Below are 16,316 nucleotides of genomic sequence, written 5' to 3'. Positions count from 1 at the left end.
AAACGCGGAAGGGCGTGCATCTCCATGCACGCCCTTCCTTAAGGCCCCGTCTCAGACCGTGATGGATGCTCCGCGCCGGAGATGTTCGTCCAGCCTCGGCATGATCTCGACGAAGTTGCAGGGCCGGTGCCGGTAATCGAGTTGGGCGGCCAGGATGCCGTCCCAGGCATCCCGGCATGCGCCGGGCGAGCCCGGCAGCACGAACACGTAAGTGGCGTTCACGACGCCCGCCGTCGCCCGCGACTGGAGGGTCGAGGTGCCGATCTTGTCATACGAGATCCGATGGAACACCGCCGAGAATCCGTCCATCCGTTTCTCGAACAGCGGCTCGATGGCCTCCGGCGTCACGTCGCGCCCGGTGAAGCCCGTCCCGCCCGTGGTGAGGATCACGTCCACCGCCGGATCCCGTGACCAGGCATCGACCTGCCCGCGGATCCGTTCGACCTCATCCGGTACCACGGCACGGGCCGCGAGGGTGTGACCGGCCGCGGTGAGGCGGTCGCGCAGGGTGTCGCCGGAGCGATCCTCGTCCAGGGAACGCGTGTCCGATACGGTGAGCACCGCGATGGCGAGGGGAACGAAGCTGCGGGTCTTGTCGGATGCGACCATGGCGTTCGTGACCTCCGAGGGCATTCAGTTCCGGGCGGCCCGGAACGTATCGCAGGATTTTGTCTGGCCGCTCTTGTAGCCGGTCATGAACCAGCGCTGGCGCTGCGCCGACGACCCGTGTGTGAACGAGTCCGGCACGGCGTAGCCCTGCGACTGCTTCTGCAGCCTGTCGTCGCCGATGGCGCTGGCGGCGTTCATCGCCTCCTCGATGTCGCCCGGCTCCAGGGAATTGTACTTGTCGTTGGAATTCTTGGCCCATACGCCGGCGAGACAATCGGCCATGAGCTCGACACGCACGGAGAGTTGGTTCGACTCGACCTTGCTCGATGCGGCCTGCTGGCGGCCCTGGACCTTGCCGAGGATGCCGAGCTCGTCCTGGACGTGGTGCCCGACCTCGTGAGCGATGACGTAGGCGTAGGCGAAGTCGCCCTTCACGCCGAACTTCTGCTCCATTTCCTTGAAGAAGGACGTGTCGAGATAAACCTTCTTGTCGAGCGGGCAGTAGAACGGCCCCATGGCGGCCTGGGCCGAGCCGCAGCCGCTGCGGGTGCCACCGGTGTACAGCACCATGCCGGTCGGCCGGTACTGCTTGCCGGTCTGATTGGGAAGGATCTCACGCCAGACATCCTCGGTGTTGCCGAGGATCGCGGCGGCGAAGCGCCCGCTCTCGTCCGTTGGCTTGGTCTTGCGCTGCGCCTGCGTCTGAGGGTCGACCTGCTCCTGCCGCGGCCGCCCGCCCCCGGTCATCTGCTCGGCCCCGCCGATGAGGACCGCCGGATTGATGCCCGTGACCCAGCCGATGATGCACAGGATGACGATGGTTCCGATGCCGAGTCCGCCGGCGCCGCCGCCCGGGAAGCCGCCCCCGCCGCCACCTTCGCCGCGACGGTCCTCGACGTTGTCCGAACTACGGAAATCTTCCCAGCGCATGTGCTCTCACCACTCGTTCCGGACCGCGGACGGACGCCACCCCTGCGAAGTAATCTCCGCCTGTCACATACAGTTCCGCTTGGGGTCTCCGTACCGAGGTTAGGCCTTGCCGTCGAGGGCGGCACGAAGGGTGCGAAAATCTCGCCAGGCCAGCCGCTTCTGCAGCGGCTGGCGCAGCAGGTAAGCCGGATGGAGGGTTGCCAGAACGCGGATCTCGCGATCCCCGACCCGGTAGGGGAAGAACCGGCCCCGCGCCTTGAGGATCCCGTCCTTGGTGCCGGTGATCGCCTGGGTGGAGGGACTGCCGAGGCAGACGATGAGGTCGGGCGCCGCGAGTTCGATCTGCCGCTCGATGAACGGCCTGCAGATTGCGACCTCCTGGGGCGTCGGGTTGCGGTTGCCGGGCGGGCGCCACGGCACGATGTTGGTCACGTAGGCGCTCGTCCGGTCGAGGCCGATCGCCGCCATCATCCGATCCAGCAACTTGCCCGAGCGGCCCATGAACGGCTTACCGACCCGGTCCTCGTCGGCGCCCGGCGCTTCGCCGATGAACATGAGCTTCGCTGCCGGATTGCCGTCGGCGAAGACGAGGTTCTTTGCCGTGAACTTGAGCGGACAGCCGTCAAAGCCGCCGAGAAGCGCTTCCAGTTCCCCGAGGGACGTGACGTCCTTTGCCCGCGCCCGCGCATCGCCGGCCGCTTCGCCAGGACGGGCAGCGGCGGATTGGCCGTAGGTCCCGGCTTGGGGAGGCGCCTCGCCGCGTGGCGGCGATTCGCGACTGAGCGCCGTCGCGGCGGGCTCCCGTCGCGCAGAATGCTCAAGGGGGGGGCTGTGCTTTGGCTCCAGCGTCGACACCATGGGACGTGCCGGGGCATCCGCTTCCGAGAAGCGGTCGTGGGGGTGCTCGTCGAGCATGAGATCGACCCCCGCCGCGACATGGAAGTCGAGGGCGGCGATGAGATCACGCTGGCGTTCGTCGCTCGCAGTCATGAGGTGAGATGTGGCGTGTTCGTCGCCTGTGGACAACGGGGGCGCGGCGTCCCGGCGACCCGATCCTCCGCTTTCGCACGGCGCGACTCTTCATCACGACACCGCGCAGGGAGCGCAGGCCGCTTGCGTTCCCATCTTGGAATCGGTTGAGAGTGATCTGAACCAATTCACGGGACCCGCCGGACGGCGGGCGTGACAGGAGGATGACGGAATGGCGCTGCCCGAACGCGAGGGGATGGATTTCGACGTGGTGATCGTCGGCGCCGGGCCGGCGGGCCTCGCCGCCGCCATCCGCCTCAAGCAGTTGTCCTCCGACGTCAGCATCGTGGTGGTCGAGAAGGGGTCCGAGGTCGGCGCGCACATCCTGTCGGGCGCCGTCGTTGATCCGGCGGGCCTCGACGACCTCCTGCCCGCGTGGCGCACCGATCCAGACCGGCCCTTGAAGACCGCGGTCGAGCGCGACGAGTTCATGTTCCTGACGAAGAACAGCGGCCTGACGATGCCGAACCTGTTCTTCCCGAAATTCATGTCCAACCATGGCAACTTCGTCGGCTCGCTGTCGAACGTGACGAAGTATCTCGGCGCCCAGGCCGAGGCGCTCGGCGTCGAGATCTACCCGGGCTTTCCGGCCTCCGAGGTGCTCTACGACGACCGGGGCGTGGTGGTCGGCATCGCCACGGGCGATCTCGGCATCGGCCGCTCGGGCGAGCCACGGGACGACTACACCCGCGGCATGGAGCTGCGCGGCAAGTACACGATCTTCGGAGAGGGCGCCCGCGGCTCCCTGACGAAGACGCTCATCGACCGATTCAAGCTCAACGCCGACAGCGACCACCAGAAGTACGGTCTCGGCGTCAAGGAGTTGTGGCAGCTGAGCCCAGACAAGTTCCAGGCTGGCCTCGTCCAGCACACCATGGGATGGCCCCTGCCGAACAAGGCCGGCGGCGGCTCGTGGCTCTACCATTTCGACGACCACCTGCTTTCGGTGGGGTTCGTCACGCACCTGAACTACGAGAACCCGACCCTGTCGCCGTTCGACGAGTTCCAGCGCTTCAAGACGCACCCGATGATCGCCGAGACCTTCGAGGGGGCCAAGCGCATCGGCTACGGCGCGCGGGCCATCATGGAGGGTGGTTGGCAGTCGGTGCCGAAGCTCGTGTTCCCCGGCGGCTGCCTCGTCGGCGATTCCGCCGGCTTCGTGAACGTGCCGCGCATCAAGGGATCGCACAACGCCGTGCTCTCGGGCATGCAGGCGGCGCAGGCCATCGCGCAGGCCCTCGAATCCGGCCGCCAGGGGGACGAACTCACCGCCTACGAGAACGGCTGGCGCGACAGCGCCATCGGCCAGGACCTCAAGCGCGTGCGCAACGTCAAGCCGCTCTGGTCGAAGTACGGCACCCTGGTGGGTGTCGGCCTCGGCGGCGCCGACATGTGGGCCAACACCCTGCTCGGGACGTCCCTGTTCGGCACGCTCAAGCACGGCAAGCCGGATCACGCCTGTACCAAGCCGCTCGCCGAGGTGACGCCCATCGTCTACCCGAAGCCGGACGGCAAGCTGACTTTCGACCGCCTCTCGTCGGTGTACCTGTCCAACACCAACCACGAGGAGGATCAGCCGCCCCACCTCAACGTGAAGAACCTCGACCTGCAGAAGGCATCCGAGCACGATGTCTACGGCGGACCGTCGGCGCGCTATTGCCCGGCCGGCGTCTACGAGTGGGTGGCGGATGCGGCCCAGAGCGACGGCGTGCGCTACCAGATCAACGCGCAGAACTGCGTCCACTGCAAGACCTGCGATATCAAGGACCCGAACCAGAACATCAACTGGGTGACGCCGGAGGGCCCGGGCGGTCCGAACTACCCAAATATGTGATCGCCGCGCGGGAGGGATGGGTGAGGCCTTGGGGTCGCCGTCCCCGCGCTCGGGGCGGCATCCTTATGCCTTGCAGGGATGATGGGAAGAGTTCAGTGTCCCGCCCGATCGAGCGCCGGCCCCGATCGAGCCGGTGCGCAGAAGCCCTGAACGGTGCCCATGAACGGAAACGCCGCGACTCGCCGAGCCCTGTCGGCCCTCGCTTTCTGCCTCGCGGCGACTGTGCCGACGCACGCGGCGCAACCACGTGAATCGACGCCGCTGCCGGAGTTCGAGCCCGCGGAATCCCTGGAAGGCAACTTCCTCGCGGCTTACATCGCCGGTGCCTCGAAGGACACGGCGGCGGCGGCGAGCTTCTACCGCGAGGCTGTGAAGGCCGACCCGCGCAACGCCGAACTGCTGGAGCGCGCCTTCGTGTCGCTCCTGGCCGACGGGTCCCTACCGGACGCGTTCCGCGCCGCAGAGCGCCTGACGACCCGCGACGGTGCCAACGGTCTCGCTCAGCTCGCGCTCGGCGTCCGGCAGATCAAGGCCGGTCAGTTCGCCCAGGCCCGTCAGAACTTCGCCCGCAGCGGCCGGGGTGCCGCCGCCGATCTCACCGGCACCCTCCTCACGGCCTGGGCCTTCGCCGGGGCCGGTGACGGCAAGCGCGCCCAGGAGACCATCAACAAGCTCAAGGGCGAGCGAACCTACAACACGTTCCGGGATTACCACGCTGGCCTGATCGCGGCGCTGACTGGTGACCAGGCCGAGGCGGAGCGCCGTCTCAAGGCGGCCTACGACGGCGACCGCAACACCCTCCGGGTGGTCGACGCCTATGCGCGGTTCGAGGCTCAGGCGGGGCGCACGGATCTGGCGATCCAGGCCTACACCGAGTTCGACAAGCTGTTGCCACGCCATCCCGTCGTTCGCGATGCGCTCACCAAGCTGAAGGAGGGCAAGCCCCTCACCCGCCTCGTCAATACGGCGCAGGAGGGAGCCGGCGAGGTGCTCTATGGGCTCGGTTCGGCGGGCTCGACGCAGGGCGACGAACTGCCGGCGGTGGTCTATCTGCGCCTCGCCCTCTATCTCGCACCCGAGCACGCCCTGGCTCGCCTGACCCTGGCCGACATCCTCGACCGGATGAAGCAGCCGGAGCGCGCCAACGAGGCCTATGCCCAGATCCCGGCGAACTCGCCGCTGCGCCTCAATGCCGACGTGCAGATCGGGCTCAATCTCGAGCAGATGGGCAAGGGCGACGAGGCGATCCAGCACCTCGATGCAGCCATGAAGGCTCATCCCAACGACATCGACGTGATCACGGCGCTCGGCAACGTTCAGCGCTCGCGCAAGAAGTACGAAGAGGCGGCCGAGACCTACAGCCGCGCCATTGCCCTCATCGGCGACCAGCCGGCGGCGAACTACTGGACGACGTTCTACTTCCGCGGAACGGCCTACGAGCGGGCCAAGCAGTGGAGTAAGGCCGAGGCCGACCTGAAGAAGGCTCTGGAACTCGTGCCGGCCTCGCAGCCGGGTGCCCGCGCCCAGGTCCTGAACTACCTCGCCTATTCGTGGGTCGACCAGAACATCAACATCGACGAAGCCTTCACCATGCTGAAGCAGGCCGTGGACGCCAGCCCGCGCGACGGGATGATCATCGACAGCCTTGGCTGGGCCTATTTCCGCCTCGGGCGTTGGGATGAAGCCATGCGTGAGCTGGAGAAGGCCATCGAGCTCAAGCCCGGCGACCCGACGATCAACGACCACCTCGGCGATGCCTATTGGCGCGCCGGCCGCCGTCTCGAGGGCAAGTTCCAGTGGCAGCACGCCAAGGATCTGAACCCCGAGCCGGAGGAACTCGAGAAGATCAACGCCAAGCTCAAGGACGGCCTGCCGGAACTCGACAAGCCGGCCGCCACGGCCGAGAATCCGCCCGAGGGGAAAGCCAATCCCGAACTGCCCAAGGGCGCTCCGGCTCCGAGCGAGCCTCCGGGCGCGGCCGACAAGAAGAGCGGCGGCTGATCAAGTCCGTCACGGCATCGGACTTGACGTGGGCAGGGGCGCAGGGCCAGACCGGCGCCCCGATCCCCTGAACAGCCGTCGAGAGCCCGTGCCAATCCTCGTCACCCGCGCTCCGGCGAAGATCAATCTCACTCTGCACGTTCTCGGGCGCCGCGCCGGGGACGGTTACCACGAGCTCGAAAGCCTCGTTGCGTTCACCGGCGCCGGCGATACCCTGTCGCTTCATCCGGGCGAAGCGCTCGCCCTCGAAGTGTCGGGGCCGACGGCGGGTCCGGCCGGCCCCCTCGACGACAACCTGGTGATCCGGGCCGCCCGTCATCTCTCTAGGCGCCGGCCCGGTCTTCGACTCGGGACGTTCCATCTCGTCAAGCGCCTCCCCGTGGCGGCGGGCATCGGCGGCGGCTCGTCGGATGCGGCCGCTGCCCTGCGGCTGCTCGGCCGCAGCAACGGCCTCGACCCCACGGATCCCGATCTTCTGGACGCCGCGCGCGCGACGGGCGCCGACGTTCCCGTCTGTCTCGATCCCCGGGCCCGGATGATGCGAGGGGCTGGCGAGACCATTGGGGCCGCCCTTGGGATCGCTCCCCTCCCGGCGATCCTCATCAACCCCGGCATCCCCGTCGAGACGGCACCGGTTTTCCGCGCCTTGGGGTTGACGGTGGGTGAGCGGTATCGACCCGGGCCGCATCCGGAGATCGCCGAGGGCGCAGATGCCGAGGCGGTGGTGGCGTCGATCGGCCCGGCCCGCAACGATCTCGAGGCGCCGGCCCTCGGTCTCGCCCCGGTGATCGGTGAGGCGCTCCAGGCCCTGTCGGTCGAGGCCGGTTGTCGACTGGCGCGGATGTCCGGGTCGGGTGCGACGGTGTTCGGCCTCTTTGTCGATCGCTCCGCCGCGGTACGGGCCGCGCGCCGTATCCGTGACCGTCATCCGCAATGGTGGGTGAAGCCGTCCTTGCTACGGTAGGCTAGCAGAGCGGTTCCATCGCCCACGAAATATTGGTCAAAGTCCACCGGACAGTCGGTCTTTTACCGAGACGAAAGGGTCTTGTCGGCACTGTCACTCTGCGGGATTGGCAGAGGGTCAGATGAAGCAAGCCTCATGGGGCGAAGGGGAATTGCGTGAGGCCCTGTGCCTCATGATGATCGGCGTCTGCATCTGGATTGCAGGCACCCAGCTCGGGATGTTCGACTACCTCCTGCATTTCACGACCTTTCATCACCTCCACGACCTTCTCATGCTCGCGATCTGCATGAGTTTCGGCCTGGTGGTCGCGTCGATCCGCAAGTCGTTCAAGCTTCGTCAGGCCATGATGGCCAGGGATTTCGCCCGCGATCGCGCGGAATCCGCCGCTCGGCACGATGCGCTGACAGGCCTCGCCAACCGGCGGTTCTTCAAGGAGACCCTAGACGGTCGTCTATCGAAGCCGGGATCGGCGGCCATCGCCGTCCTCCTGATCGATCTCGACCGCTTCAAGCCCGTGAACGACGTCCATGGCCATGCTGCGGGTGATGCCGTTCTCTGCGCCGTCGCCGATCGGATGCGCGCCCTGGTTCCGCAAGGCGGATTGATCGCGCGTCTCGGCGGCGACGAATTCGTCGTCATGATCGACTACGGTGAGGACAGCGAAGCCGTTCCCCGGTTCGCCCAGCAGATCATCTCCGCCCTGTCGAAGCCGGTCGTCTGGGAGCAGAGCCGGGTCGAGGTCGGTGCCACCATCGGCATCGCCCTCGGCTCGGAGAGCGGCTCCGATGCCGTCTCGCTCCTGCATGCCGCCGATGTCGCCATGTATCAGGGCAAGCGCGAAGGCCGCGGCAACTTCCGGTTCTTCCATCTCGACATGGGCCACGCCCTGAAGGTTCGGGCCCGCATGGAGGCAGATCTGCGCCTCGGCATCGAGCGCGGCGAGATCGAGCCGTTCTACCAGCCCGTGGTGCAACTCCCCGGCCGCGAGCTGATTGGATTCGAGGTGCTTGCGCGATGGCGCCATCCCGAGCAGGGTCTCCTGGGACCGGCGGAGTTCATCGCGCTGGCCGAAGAGACCGGCATGATCGCCGACCTGAGCTGGGCACTCATGCGCAAGGCCTGCACCGACGCCCGGTCGTGGCCCGGTCACCTGCAACTCGCCGTCAACATCTCGCCGCTGCAACTTCAGGACAAGCAGCTGCCGGAGCGTATCCTCGCGATCCTGACGGAGACCGGCTTCGCCCCGGGCCGTCTCGAGATCGAGATCACGGAGACCGCCCTGGTCAACGATCTGGAATCCGCGCGGGTGGCCCTGAAATCCCTGCAGAACTTCGGCGTGCGTATCGCCCTCGACGATTTCGGCACGGGTTATTCGAGCCTCTACCACCTGCGCGAGTTGCAGTTCGACAAGCTGAAGATCGACCGCAGCTACGTGGCCTCGATTCCCCTCGGCGAGGATCGGGCCAAGCTCGTGGATGCCATCATCGCCCTCGGATCGAGCCTCGGCCTCTCGACCACGGCCGAGGGCATCGAGACCGCGTCGAGCGTCGGCTGGCTCGCGGATCAGGGCTGCACCTACGGGCAGGGCTACCTGTTCGGCAAACCGATGAACAAGGCGACGACGGACGGCCTGCTGACCCAATGGTCTGACGCTGCCGGCAACATCGTCATCGCGGAGACCGGCAAGGACCAACTCACGCTGCCGAAAGCGGTCGCCGCCTGAAAGCTCCGCACCGCCTGCGCGCTCAGTGCGCGCGGGCGATGCAGAAATCCACGACCTGCAGCAAAGCCTGCTTCATCGGGCTTTTCGGGAAAAGCCCGAGAGCGTCGCGGGCCATGGCACCGTAATGCCGGGCTCGCTCAATGGTGTCCTCGAGGGCGCGGTGCCGGCGCAGGATCGCGAGCGCGGTGGCGAGATCGTCGTCCGAGACGTCGCCGTCTTCCAGCGCACGCTTCCAGAACACCCGCTCCGCGTCCGTACCGCGGCGGAAGGCCAGCACGATCGGCAGGGTGATCTTGCCCTCGCGAAAGTCGTCGCCGACATTCTTGCCGAGGCTGGCGCTGGTGCCGCCGTAATCCAGCACGTCGTCCACGAGCTGGAAGGCGATGCCGAGGTTCATGCCGTAGGCGCGGCACGCAGCCTGCTCGGCCCGGGGACGTTCGGCGATGACCGGCCCGACCTCGCAGGCGGCGGCGAACAGTTCGGCGGTCTTGGCGCGGATGACGGCGAGGTACTCGTCCTCCGTCGTCTCGGTATTCTTGGCGGCGGCGAGCTGCATCACCTCGCCCTCGGCGATCACCGTGGCGGCGGCCGACAGAATGTCGAGGGCTTTCAGCGAGCCGACCTCGACCATCATCCGGAACGCCTGACCGAGGAGGAAGTCACCGACCAGCACGCTGGCCTCGTTGCCCCACTTGATCCGGGCCGCGACGGTGCCGCGACGCATGTCGCTTTCGTCCACCACATCGTCGTGCAGCAGGGTCGCTGTGTGCATGAACTCGACGCTGGCCGCGAGCTTGACCGCCCCGTCGCCCGCGTAGGCGCACAGGTCCGCCGTCGCGAGGGTCAGAATCGGACGCAGGCGTTTGCCGCCGGACGCGATCAGGTGATTGGCGACTTCCGGGATCATCTGCACGGACGATCCGGTGCGCGACAGGATGGTCGCGTTGACGCGCTCCATCCCCGCGGCGACGAGGGCCACGAGGTCCGTCAGGCTCGCCTCCGGATCGGGACGAGTGTCCTCCAAGGGTATTACGACGCCCAAACCCCGCTGCCTCCCAACCCGACAGGCTCGATGCGGGCGCGCCGCAACCGGCCGACCCGAACACCAAACCCCGTCTTGCGCGACCGACTTCCGTGCGGCACCCCATCGCATGGGCTCGGAGGCGCTGCAACATGCACCATGCCGCAAGGGCCGGAAGGAACGGGGACGAACCGTTCTCCCTCTCCAGGAACCGCGATGACCGAACTCATCCGCAGCAACGACATCGTCCTGATCGGTTTCGCCGAATCCCTTCTCGCGAGCGCCGAGATTCCGGCCTTCGTCGCCAACGGTCACATGAGCGGTCTGGAAGGCTCCATCGGGGCCTTCGCACGCCGGCTCCTCGTGCCGGCGGATCACGCTGTACAGGCTCGCCGCCTGCTGACGGAGGCGGGTCTGGCCCATGAACTGCGCGACGCCTGAGCCGCGCTCCCCCGATGCGTGGCTCGGCGGCCGCCTCCGGTTGTATCAGCCCGACCGCGGCGCCCATCGGGCCGGCACGGATGCGGTGCTGCTGGCAGCGCTCCTCAGACCCGCACCGGGTGCCACGTGTTGCGATGTCGGCGCGGCGACGGGAGCGGTGGGGCTCGCCGTCGCGTTGCGTGCTCCGACCTGCCGCATGCTCCTCGTCGAGCGTGATCCTGCCCTCGCGGACCTCGCTCGCCTCAACGCGACGCTCAACGGTCTCGACGGTCGGGTCGATGTGGTCGCGGCGGACGTCCTGGCCAAAGGTGGCGCGCGCCGCGCCGCCGGCCTCGTCCCGGAATGCTGCGATCTCGTTCTCACCAACCCCCCCTATTTCGAGGCTGGCCGACACCGCATCTCTCCCATCGCCGACAAGGCCGCCGCCCATACTTTCCCGATGGGCTCACTCGACGGATGGCTGCGAACCTGCGTCGAGATCCTTCGTCCCCGGGGGCATCTCGGTCTGATTCACCGGGCCGATGCTCTGCCGGACTGCCTCGACGCCCTGCGGGGACGCTTCGGCGGCATCGGCGTCCGGCCGGTCCAGGCGCGGGCCGGGGAGCCGGCGATCCGGGTCCTGATCACCGCCGTGAAGGGAAGCCGCGCGCCGTTCAGCCTGCTGACGCCCCTCGTGCTGCACGGTGCCGACGGCGCGTTCACGCCGATCCTGGCCGCACTCAACGCCGGTAAGGCCTGGATCGGCACGCGGCCGAGCCAGGATTGACGACGGGTCGCCGTTGCTAAGCCGCGTTGGCGAAGCCCGATCGGCGCACCATCTCTGCGGGAACGGCACTGGACTATCCGGCGCCCGGTTCCCCGAAATCCCAGCGAGACACGATGGCGCTCACGATTCCGACCGGTCTGCGGGCCTTCCTTCCGGCGCGCTGGCGCAAGCGCAAGCCACGGGTGGCGGTGGTCCGCCTCAACGGCGCCATCGGGGCCGCCTCGCCGTTCCGGGCGGGGCTCTCCATTGCCGGGCTCGCCGGTCCCCTGGAACAGGCCTTTTCCATGCCGCACGTCGCGGCGGTGGCGCTGGTCATCAATTCGCCAGGCGGGTCGCCGGCGCAGTCACACCTCATCCACCAGCGCATCCGGGCGCTCGCGGCGGAGAAGGGCTTGCCGGTCTACGCCTTCGTCGAGGACATCGCCGCGTCCGGCGGCTACATGATCGCTTGCGCAGCCGACGAGATCGTCGCCGATCCGACGTCCCTTATTGGCTCAATCGGGGTTGTCTCGGCGGGGTTCGGCTTCGATCGCCTCATCGAACGCCTCGGGGTCGAGCGCCGCGTCCACACCCAGGGCGAGGCCAAGGCTATGCTGGATCCGTTCCGGCCAGAAAATCCCGACGATATCGTCAGACTGAAGCAGATCCAGGCCGATGTGCAGGACCTGTTCACCACCCTGGTGCGAGGCCGGCGCCCGAGCCTCGATTTCAATGGCGAGAACCTGTTCACTGGCGCCGTCTGGACCGGACGTCAGGCCCTGCGCCTCGGCCTCGTCGACGGGTTGGGGGATGCGCGCTCGACCCTTCGAGCGCGCTTCGGCGAGGATGTCCAACTCGTCATGTTGGCCGAGAAGCGCGGCTCACTCGTCGCCCGCCTGCTGCGGCGCGCGAACCCCGGAAGCACCGCCGGTCTGGCGGCAGACGGTCTTGCCGCCGAGGCTCTGGCGGTCATCGAGGAGCGCGCCGCATGGGCGCGCTACGGTCTCTGATCGGCCGTTGCAGCGGTTCTAGCGGGCGCAGCCCTCGGAACCGTAACCCGCATAGACCACCCGAACCTTGCGGGTGCAGGTCTCGGCCTGGACCGGCGCCGGCACGGTGACGACGTCGATGGGCGTGACGAGGGCTGGCATCGCGACGACGTTGGTGGAGTCCTGCGTCGCGAAGGCGTTCGAGGCACCCATCACGAGGGGCGTGGCAGCCAGCGAAGCGGCGGCGATGGCGGCGAAGACTGCGAAAGACGAGCGCATGGCGCGTTGATCCAAATGGTCGCCCGTCGGTCTGCGACGGCGAAGACTGCCTGATTGTTGCCTCAACTTGGCAGTGAGCGTGACAGTTCCGGCTACCCGACCGAATTGGGGCGAAATTGCGTGCGCCCGCACACCGGCATCGCTTGACACCCCCGACCCGCCTCTTAAACGCTGGCGGCCCCTTCACGGACCGGATTGCCCATGTCGAGCGCCAGCCACCTGTCGAGCGCCGTCGATCTCGCGCCCCAGACCTCGTTCCAGGGCTTGATCCTGACGCTGCAGCGGTTCTGGGCCGCTCAGGGCTGCGTGATCCTGCAGCCCTACGACATGGAGGTGGGCGCGGGCACCTTCCATCCGGCCACGACATTGCGGGCGCTGGGGCCGAAGCCCTGGAAGGCGGCCTACGTACAGCCGTCGCGCCGGCCGAAGGACGGGCGCTATGGCGAGAACCCGAACCGGCTCCAGCACTATTACCAGTTCCAGGTGATCCTGAAGCCGAATCCCCCGAACCTGCAGGAGCTCTATCTCGCCTCCCTCGACGCCATCGGCGTCGATCTCAAGCTCCATGACATCCGCTTCGTCGAGGACGATTGGGAAAGTCCGACGCTCGGTGCCTGGGGGCTGGGCTGGGAATGTTGGTGCGACGGAATGGAGGTGAGCCAGTTCACCTACTTCCAGCAGGTGGCCGGCGTCGAATGCTCTCCGGTCGCGGGAGAGCTGACCTATGGGCTCGAACGCCTGGCCATGTACGTCCAGGGCGTCGAGAACGTCTACGACCTCAATTTCAACGGCGGCATCGGCGACGACAAGGTCACCTACGGCGACGTCTTCCTGCAATCGGAGCAGGAATATTCGCGCCACAATTTCCAGGCCGCCGACACCGCCATGCTGTTCCGGCAGTTCACCGATGCGGAGAAGGCCTGCCGGACCTACCTCGACGCCGGGGCCCCCGAGGGCGAGGCCGGGCTGCACCGGATGGCGCAGCCGGCCTACGACCAGTGCATCAAGGCGAGCCACGTCTTCAACCTCCTCGACGCCCGCGGCGTGATCTCGGTGACCGAGCGGCAGAGCTACATCCTGCGGGTGCGCGAACTCGCCAAGGCCTGCGGGGCCGCGTATCTGAAGACGGCCGGCGGTGGCGCGGCCTGATCCGAGGGCCGCACCGCGACTTGGCCTCTCGACGTCGATGGCGGCTCCCGCCGCACCAGCGACACCCTCGAAAAATCATCTCGGACGCCGCCTGATCCCATGCCCGACCTCCTCCTCGAACTGCGCTCCGAAGAGATCCCCGCCCGCATGCAGCGGCGTGCGGCCGACGACTTGCGCAAGCTCGTCACCGATGCCCTCGTCGAGCGCGGCTTTCTCTACGATGGCGCCAAGGCTTTCGCGACGCCGCGCCGCCTCGCCCTTCACGTCGCCGGCCTGCCGCCCCGCGGCAAGGACGTGCGTGAGGAGCGCAAGGGCCCCCGCGTCGGCGCGCCGGACGGAGCGGTCCAGGGCTTCCTGAAGAGTGCGGGCCTCGCCAGCCTCGACCAGGCGACCATCGTCTCCGATCCGAAGAAGGGCGAATTCTACGTCGCCATCATCGAGAAGCCCGGGCGCGAAACCCTCGACGTTCTGGCCGAGATCCTGCCCCAGATCGTCCGCAGCTTTCCGTGGCCGAAATCCATGCGCTGGGGCAAGGCTTCGGCTCAGCCCGGCAGTTTACGCTGGGTGCGCCCGCTGCAGTCCATCGTCGCCACCTTCGGGCCGGAGACCGAGACGCCCGACGTGGTGCCGTTCGACGTCGACGGGATCGTGGCCGGGACGACCACCTACGGTCATCGCTTCCTCGCACCGGACGCCATCGAGGTGCGCCGCTTCGACGATTACGTCGCCGCCCTGGAACGCGCGAAGGTCGTGCTCGACGCCGATCGGCGCAAAGACATCATCCTGCACGACGCCCGCGATCTCGCCTTCGCGCGCGGCCTCGAACTCGTGGAGGACGAGGGCCTGCTCGAAGAGGTCGTGGGCCTCGTGGAATGGCCCGTGGTGCTGCTCGGCACCTTCGACCCCGCCTTCCTCGACATTCCGGCCGAGGCCATCCGCGCCACCATCAAGGCCAACCAGAAGTGTTTCGTCCTGCGCGAGCCCGGCGCCGAACGCCTCGCCCCGGCCTTCATCCTGACCTCGAACCTCGTCGCCAGCGACGGGGGGCTCGCCATCACGGCCGGCAACGAGCGGGTGGTGCGGGCGCGGCTCTCGGACGCGAAGTTCTTTTGGGAGACCGACAAGGCGATCGAGTTGGAGGATCGGCTGCCGAAGCTCGATTCGATCGTGTTCCACGAGAAGCTCGGCACGCAGGGCGAGCGGGTCAAGCGGATCGCGGCGCTCGCGCGCGAACTGGCACCTCTGGTCGGAGCCGATCCCGACCTCGCCGAGCGCGCCGCCCGCCTCGCCAAGGCCGATCTCGTCACCGAGATGGTAGGAGAGTTTCCCGAGCTTCAAGGGCTCATGGGCCGGAAGTATGCTGCCTTGCAGGGCGAAAACCCGAGCGTCGCGGCGGCGGTCGAGGACCATTACAAACCGGTCGGCCCCTCGGACCGCGTGCCGACCGATCCCGTCGCTGTCGCGGTGGCTCTCGCCGATAAGCTCGACACGCTCGTCGGCTTTTGGGCCATCGACGAAAAGCCGACCGGCAGCAAAGACCCTTATGCTTTGCGTCGTGCCGCGTTGGGTGTCATTCGGCTTATCAATGAACGCCAGGTCAAACTGCCGCTGCTGAAATACTTCGACACCGCCGATTTCGGATTTTCCCAGAAGAGTGTTGCTGCTCCTGAGAAGCTGGAAGATCAGTATCTTCCTGATCTACTCGCCTTCTTCGCCGACCGCCTGAAAGTCTACCTCCGTGACCAGGGCGCCCGCCACGATCTCATCGACGCCGTGTTCGCCCTGCCGGGACAAGACGACCTCCTGATGGTGGTTCGCCGCGTCGAGGCGCTCGGCAAGTTGCTGGAGACCGACGACGGAAAAAACCTGCTCGCCGGCTACAAGCGCGCGGCCAACATCCTGCGGATCGAGGAGAAGAAGGACGGACGGTCCTACGAGGCCGTGCCCGATGCGGCGCTCGCCGCACGGGGCGAGCTCGAGGAGCGCGCCCTGTCCGAAGCCCTCGTGGCGGCGCGGTCAGCCGCCTCGGCGGCGGTCGAGCGGGAAGATTTCGCCGGCGCCATGCAGGCATTGTCGACGCTCCGCGCCCCCGTGGATGCGTTCTTCGAGAAGGTGACGGTGAATTCGGACGATCCGGCCTTGCGCGAAAACCGCCTCGCCCTTCTCAACGCCTTGCGGGCGGCGACGCGGGAAGTCGCGGATTTCTCGCGCATCGAAGGTTGAAGCACGCCGAATCTCGGGAGACCTGCGCGAGAACGAGAAGTTTGCGTAAGATCAGCGGCGGATCGGGGGAACGGTCCCGCTTGGTTCGTCGTTGGATGCCGACGTTTTCGACACGGAGGTCCCCATGCGCAACACCCTCTTCGCCGCCACCACCCTAGCGCTCCTCGTCGGTGCTCCGGCCCTGGCCCAGGCCGAGACCACAATCATCCGCCGCGATGCGCCGGACGTGGTCGTCGAGCGGCCCGCGAGCGAGCGCAAGACCGTCGAGACCCGCGAGAGCGCCGACGGCTGCGCCACCAAGACCGTGACGAAGGAAAACGACGTCGGCGACCGCAAGACGGTCACGAAGGAAGTCTGCGATTGATCCGTCCGCTCCGGC

At 67.5% G+C, this 16,316-nt stretch carries 15 protein-coding genes; 10 read left to right on the top strand and 5 right to left on the bottom strand.

Translation table 11 applies throughout. The features are described from left to right. Positions 1 to 51: 51 nt before the first annotated feature. The 3 genes from moaB to ASF52_RS03080 all read right to left on the bottom strand — a co-directional run bounded on the left by moaB (position 52) and on the right by ASF52_RS03080 (position 2,529). A complete protein-coding gene (moaB, locus tag ASF52_RS03090) occupies positions 52 to 609 on the bottom strand; it encodes a molybdenum cofactor biosynthesis protein B (RefSeq protein ID WP_056167739.1) in 558 nt (185 codons plus the stop codon). 24 nt (positions 610 to 633) lie between these two features. After that, entirely contained in the window at positions 634 to 1,539 is a 906-nt protein-coding gene (gene ypfJ / locus ASF52_RS03085) for a KPN_02809 family neutral zinc metallopeptidase (RefSeq protein ID WP_056167429.1), read from the bottom strand. A 99-nt stretch (positions 1,540 to 1,638) separates the two neighbouring features. Next, positions 1,639 to 2,529, bottom strand: coding sequence for a uracil-DNA glycosylase (locus ASF52_RS03080; protein ID WP_056167426.1), 891 nt, complete (start codon positions 2,527 to 2,529; stop codon positions 1,639 to 1,641). Between the two features lie 211 nt (positions 2,530 to 2,740). Here ASF52_RS03080 and ASF52_RS03075 point away from each other — a divergent pair, with 211 nt between their 5' ends. The 4 genes from ASF52_RS03075 to ASF52_RS03060 all read left to right on the top strand — a co-directional run bounded on the left by ASF52_RS03075 (position 2,741) and on the right by ASF52_RS03060 (position 9,090). After that, positions 2,741 to 4,402, top strand: coding sequence for an electron transfer flavoprotein-ubiquinone oxidoreductase (locus ASF52_RS03075; protein WP_056167423.1), 1,662 nt, complete (start codon positions 2,741 to 2,743; stop codon positions 4,400 to 4,402). 159 nt (positions 4,403 to 4,561) lie between these two features. Next, on the top strand, positions 4,562 to 6,403 hold the full coding sequence (locus ASF52_RS03070) for a tetratricopeptide repeat protein (protein WP_056167419.1): 1,842 nt from the start codon (positions 4,562 to 4,564) through the stop codon (positions 6,401 to 6,403). 88 nt (positions 6,404 to 6,491) lie between these two features. Further along, on the top strand, positions 6,492 to 7,367 hold the full coding sequence (locus tag ASF52_RS03065; RefSeq protein ID WP_056167415.1) for a 4-(cytidine 5'-diphospho)-2-C-methyl-D-erythritol kinase: 876 nt from the start codon (positions 6,492 to 6,494) through the stop codon (positions 7,365 to 7,367). A 121-nt stretch (positions 7,368 to 7,488) separates the two neighbouring features. Then, positions 7,489 to 9,090: a putative bifunctional diguanylate cyclase/phosphodiesterase gene (locus ASF52_RS03060; RefSeq protein WP_056167412.1), complete on the top strand. Its 1,602-nt coding sequence runs from the start codon at positions 7,489 to 7,491 to the stop codon at positions 9,088 to 9,090. A gap of 22 nt (positions 9,091 to 9,112) precedes the next feature. On the opposite strand, the gene ASF52_RS03055 is transcribed toward ASF52_RS03060, so the two are convergent. Beyond that, positions 9,113 to 10,132, bottom strand: coding sequence for a polyprenyl synthetase family protein (locus tag ASF52_RS03055; protein ID WP_056167409.1), 1,020 nt, complete (start codon positions 10,130 to 10,132; stop codon positions 9,113 to 9,115). Between the two features lie 195 nt (positions 10,133 to 10,327). On the opposite strand from ASF52_RS03055, the gene ASF52_RS03050 reads away from it, so the two are divergent. The 3 genes from ASF52_RS03050 (at position 10,328) to ASF52_RS03040 (ending at position 12,307) form a co-directional block, all read left to right on the top strand. Next, complete coding sequence (locus tag ASF52_RS03050; RefSeq protein WP_056167406.1) at positions 10,328 to 10,552, top strand: putative signal transducing protein; 225 nt, start codon at positions 10,328 to 10,330, stop codon at positions 10,550 to 10,552. Then, on the top strand, positions 10,533 to 11,318 hold the full coding sequence (locus ASF52_RS03045) for a tRNA1(Val) (adenine(37)-N6)-methyltransferase (RefSeq protein WP_056167403.1): 786 nt from the start codon (positions 10,533 to 10,535) through the stop codon (positions 11,316 to 11,318). The genes ASF52_RS03050 and ASF52_RS03045 overlap by 20 nt, the downstream gene beginning before the upstream one ends. A 113-nt stretch (positions 11,319 to 11,431) precedes the next feature. Next, positions 11,432 to 12,307 carry a S49 family peptidase gene (locus ASF52_RS03040; RefSeq protein ID WP_056167399.1) on the top strand — a complete coding sequence of 292 codons (876 nt, stop codon included), beginning with the start codon at positions 11,432 to 11,434 and terminating at the stop codon, positions 12,305 to 12,307. An 18-nt stretch (positions 12,308 to 12,325) separates the two neighbouring features. Here the strand turns inward: ASF52_RS03040 and ASF52_RS03035 are convergent, their stop codons facing one another. Continuing rightward, complete coding sequence (locus tag ASF52_RS03035; RefSeq protein WP_056167396.1) at positions 12,326 to 12,565, bottom strand: hypothetical protein; 240 nt, start codon at positions 12,563 to 12,565, stop codon at positions 12,326 to 12,328. A 201-nt stretch (positions 12,566 to 12,766) separates the two neighbouring features. On the opposite strand from ASF52_RS03035, the gene ASF52_RS03030 reads away from it, so the two are divergent. From ASF52_RS03030 to ASF52_RS03020, 3 genes are all read left to right on the top strand, one after another. Continuing rightward, the gene (locus ASF52_RS03030; RefSeq protein WP_056167394.1) at positions 12,767 to 13,714 is read left to right on the top strand and encodes a glycine--tRNA ligase subunit alpha; all 948 of its coding nucleotides are present in this window, start codon (positions 12,767 to 12,769) and stop codon (positions 13,712 to 13,714) included. Between the two features lie 99 nt (positions 13,715 to 13,813). After that, entirely contained in the window at positions 13,814 to 15,937 is a 2,124-nt protein-coding gene (glyS, locus tag ASF52_RS03025; protein WP_056167389.1) for a glycine--tRNA ligase subunit beta, read from the top strand. 124 nt (positions 15,938 to 16,061) lie between these two features. Next, entirely contained in the window at positions 16,062 to 16,301 is a 240-nt protein-coding gene (locus ASF52_RS03020) for a hypothetical protein (RefSeq protein WP_056167736.1), read from the top strand. The last annotated feature ends 15 nt before the right edge of the window (positions 16,302 to 16,316 follow it).

The organism is Methylobacterium sp. Leaf112 (assembly GCF_001423295.1).
Taxonomy (GTDB): Bacteria; Pseudomonadota; Alphaproteobacteria; order Rhizobiales; family Beijerinckiaceae; genus Methylobacterium.
This window is presented reverse-complemented; position numbering and strand designations above follow the sequence as displayed.

Excerpts from the sequence above, each read along its gene's own strand:
- ASF52_RS03050 (WP_056167406.1), top strand. The coding sequence starts at position 10,328 with ATGACCGAACTCATCCGCAGCAACGACATCGTCCTGATCGGTTTCGCC.
- ASF52_RS03020 (WP_056167736.1), top strand. The coding sequence starts at position 16,062 with ATGCGCAACACCCTCTTCGCCGCCACCACCCTAGCGCTCCTCGTCGGT.
- ASF52_RS03030 (WP_056167394.1), top strand. The coding sequence starts at position 12,767 with ATGTCGAGCGCCAGCCACCTGTCGAGCGCCGTCGATCTCGCGCCCCAG.
- ASF52_RS03035 (WP_056167396.1), bottom strand. The coding sequence starts at position 12,565 with ATGCGCTCGTCTTTCGCAGTCTTCGCCGCCATCGCCGCCGCTTCGCTG.
- ASF52_RS03045 (WP_056167403.1), top strand. The coding sequence starts at position 10,533 with ATGAACTGCGCGACGCCTGAGCCGCGCTCCCCCGATGCGTGGCTCGGC.
- ASF52_RS03060 (WP_056167412.1), top strand. The coding sequence starts at position 7,489 with ATGAAGCAAGCCTCATGGGGCGAAGGGGAATTGCGTGAGGCCCTGTGC.
- ypfJ (WP_056167429.1), bottom strand. The coding sequence starts at position 1,539 with ATGCGCTGGGAAGATTTCCGTAGTTCGGACAACGTCGAGGACCGTCGC.
- moaB (WP_056167739.1), bottom strand. The coding sequence starts at position 609 with ATGGTCGCATCCGACAAGACCCGCAGCTTCGTTCCCCTCGCCATCGCG.
- ASF52_RS03080 (WP_056167426.1), bottom strand. The coding sequence starts at position 2,529 with ATGACTGCGAGCGACGAACGCCAGCGTGATCTCATCGCCGCCCTCGAC.
- ASF52_RS03075 (WP_056167423.1), top strand. The coding sequence starts at position 2,741 with ATGGCGCTGCCCGAACGCGAGGGGATGGATTTCGACGTGGTGATCGTC.
- ASF52_RS03070 (WP_056167419.1), top strand. The coding sequence starts at position 4,562 with ATGAACGGAAACGCCGCGACTCGCCGAGCCCTGTCGGCCCTCGCTTTC.
- glyS (WP_056167389.1), top strand. The coding sequence starts at position 13,814 with ATGCCCGACCTCCTCCTCGAACTGCGCTCCGAAGAGATCCCCGCCCGC.
- ASF52_RS03040 (WP_056167399.1), top strand. The coding sequence starts at position 11,432 with ATGGCGCTCACGATTCCGACCGGTCTGCGGGCCTTCCTTCCGGCGCGC.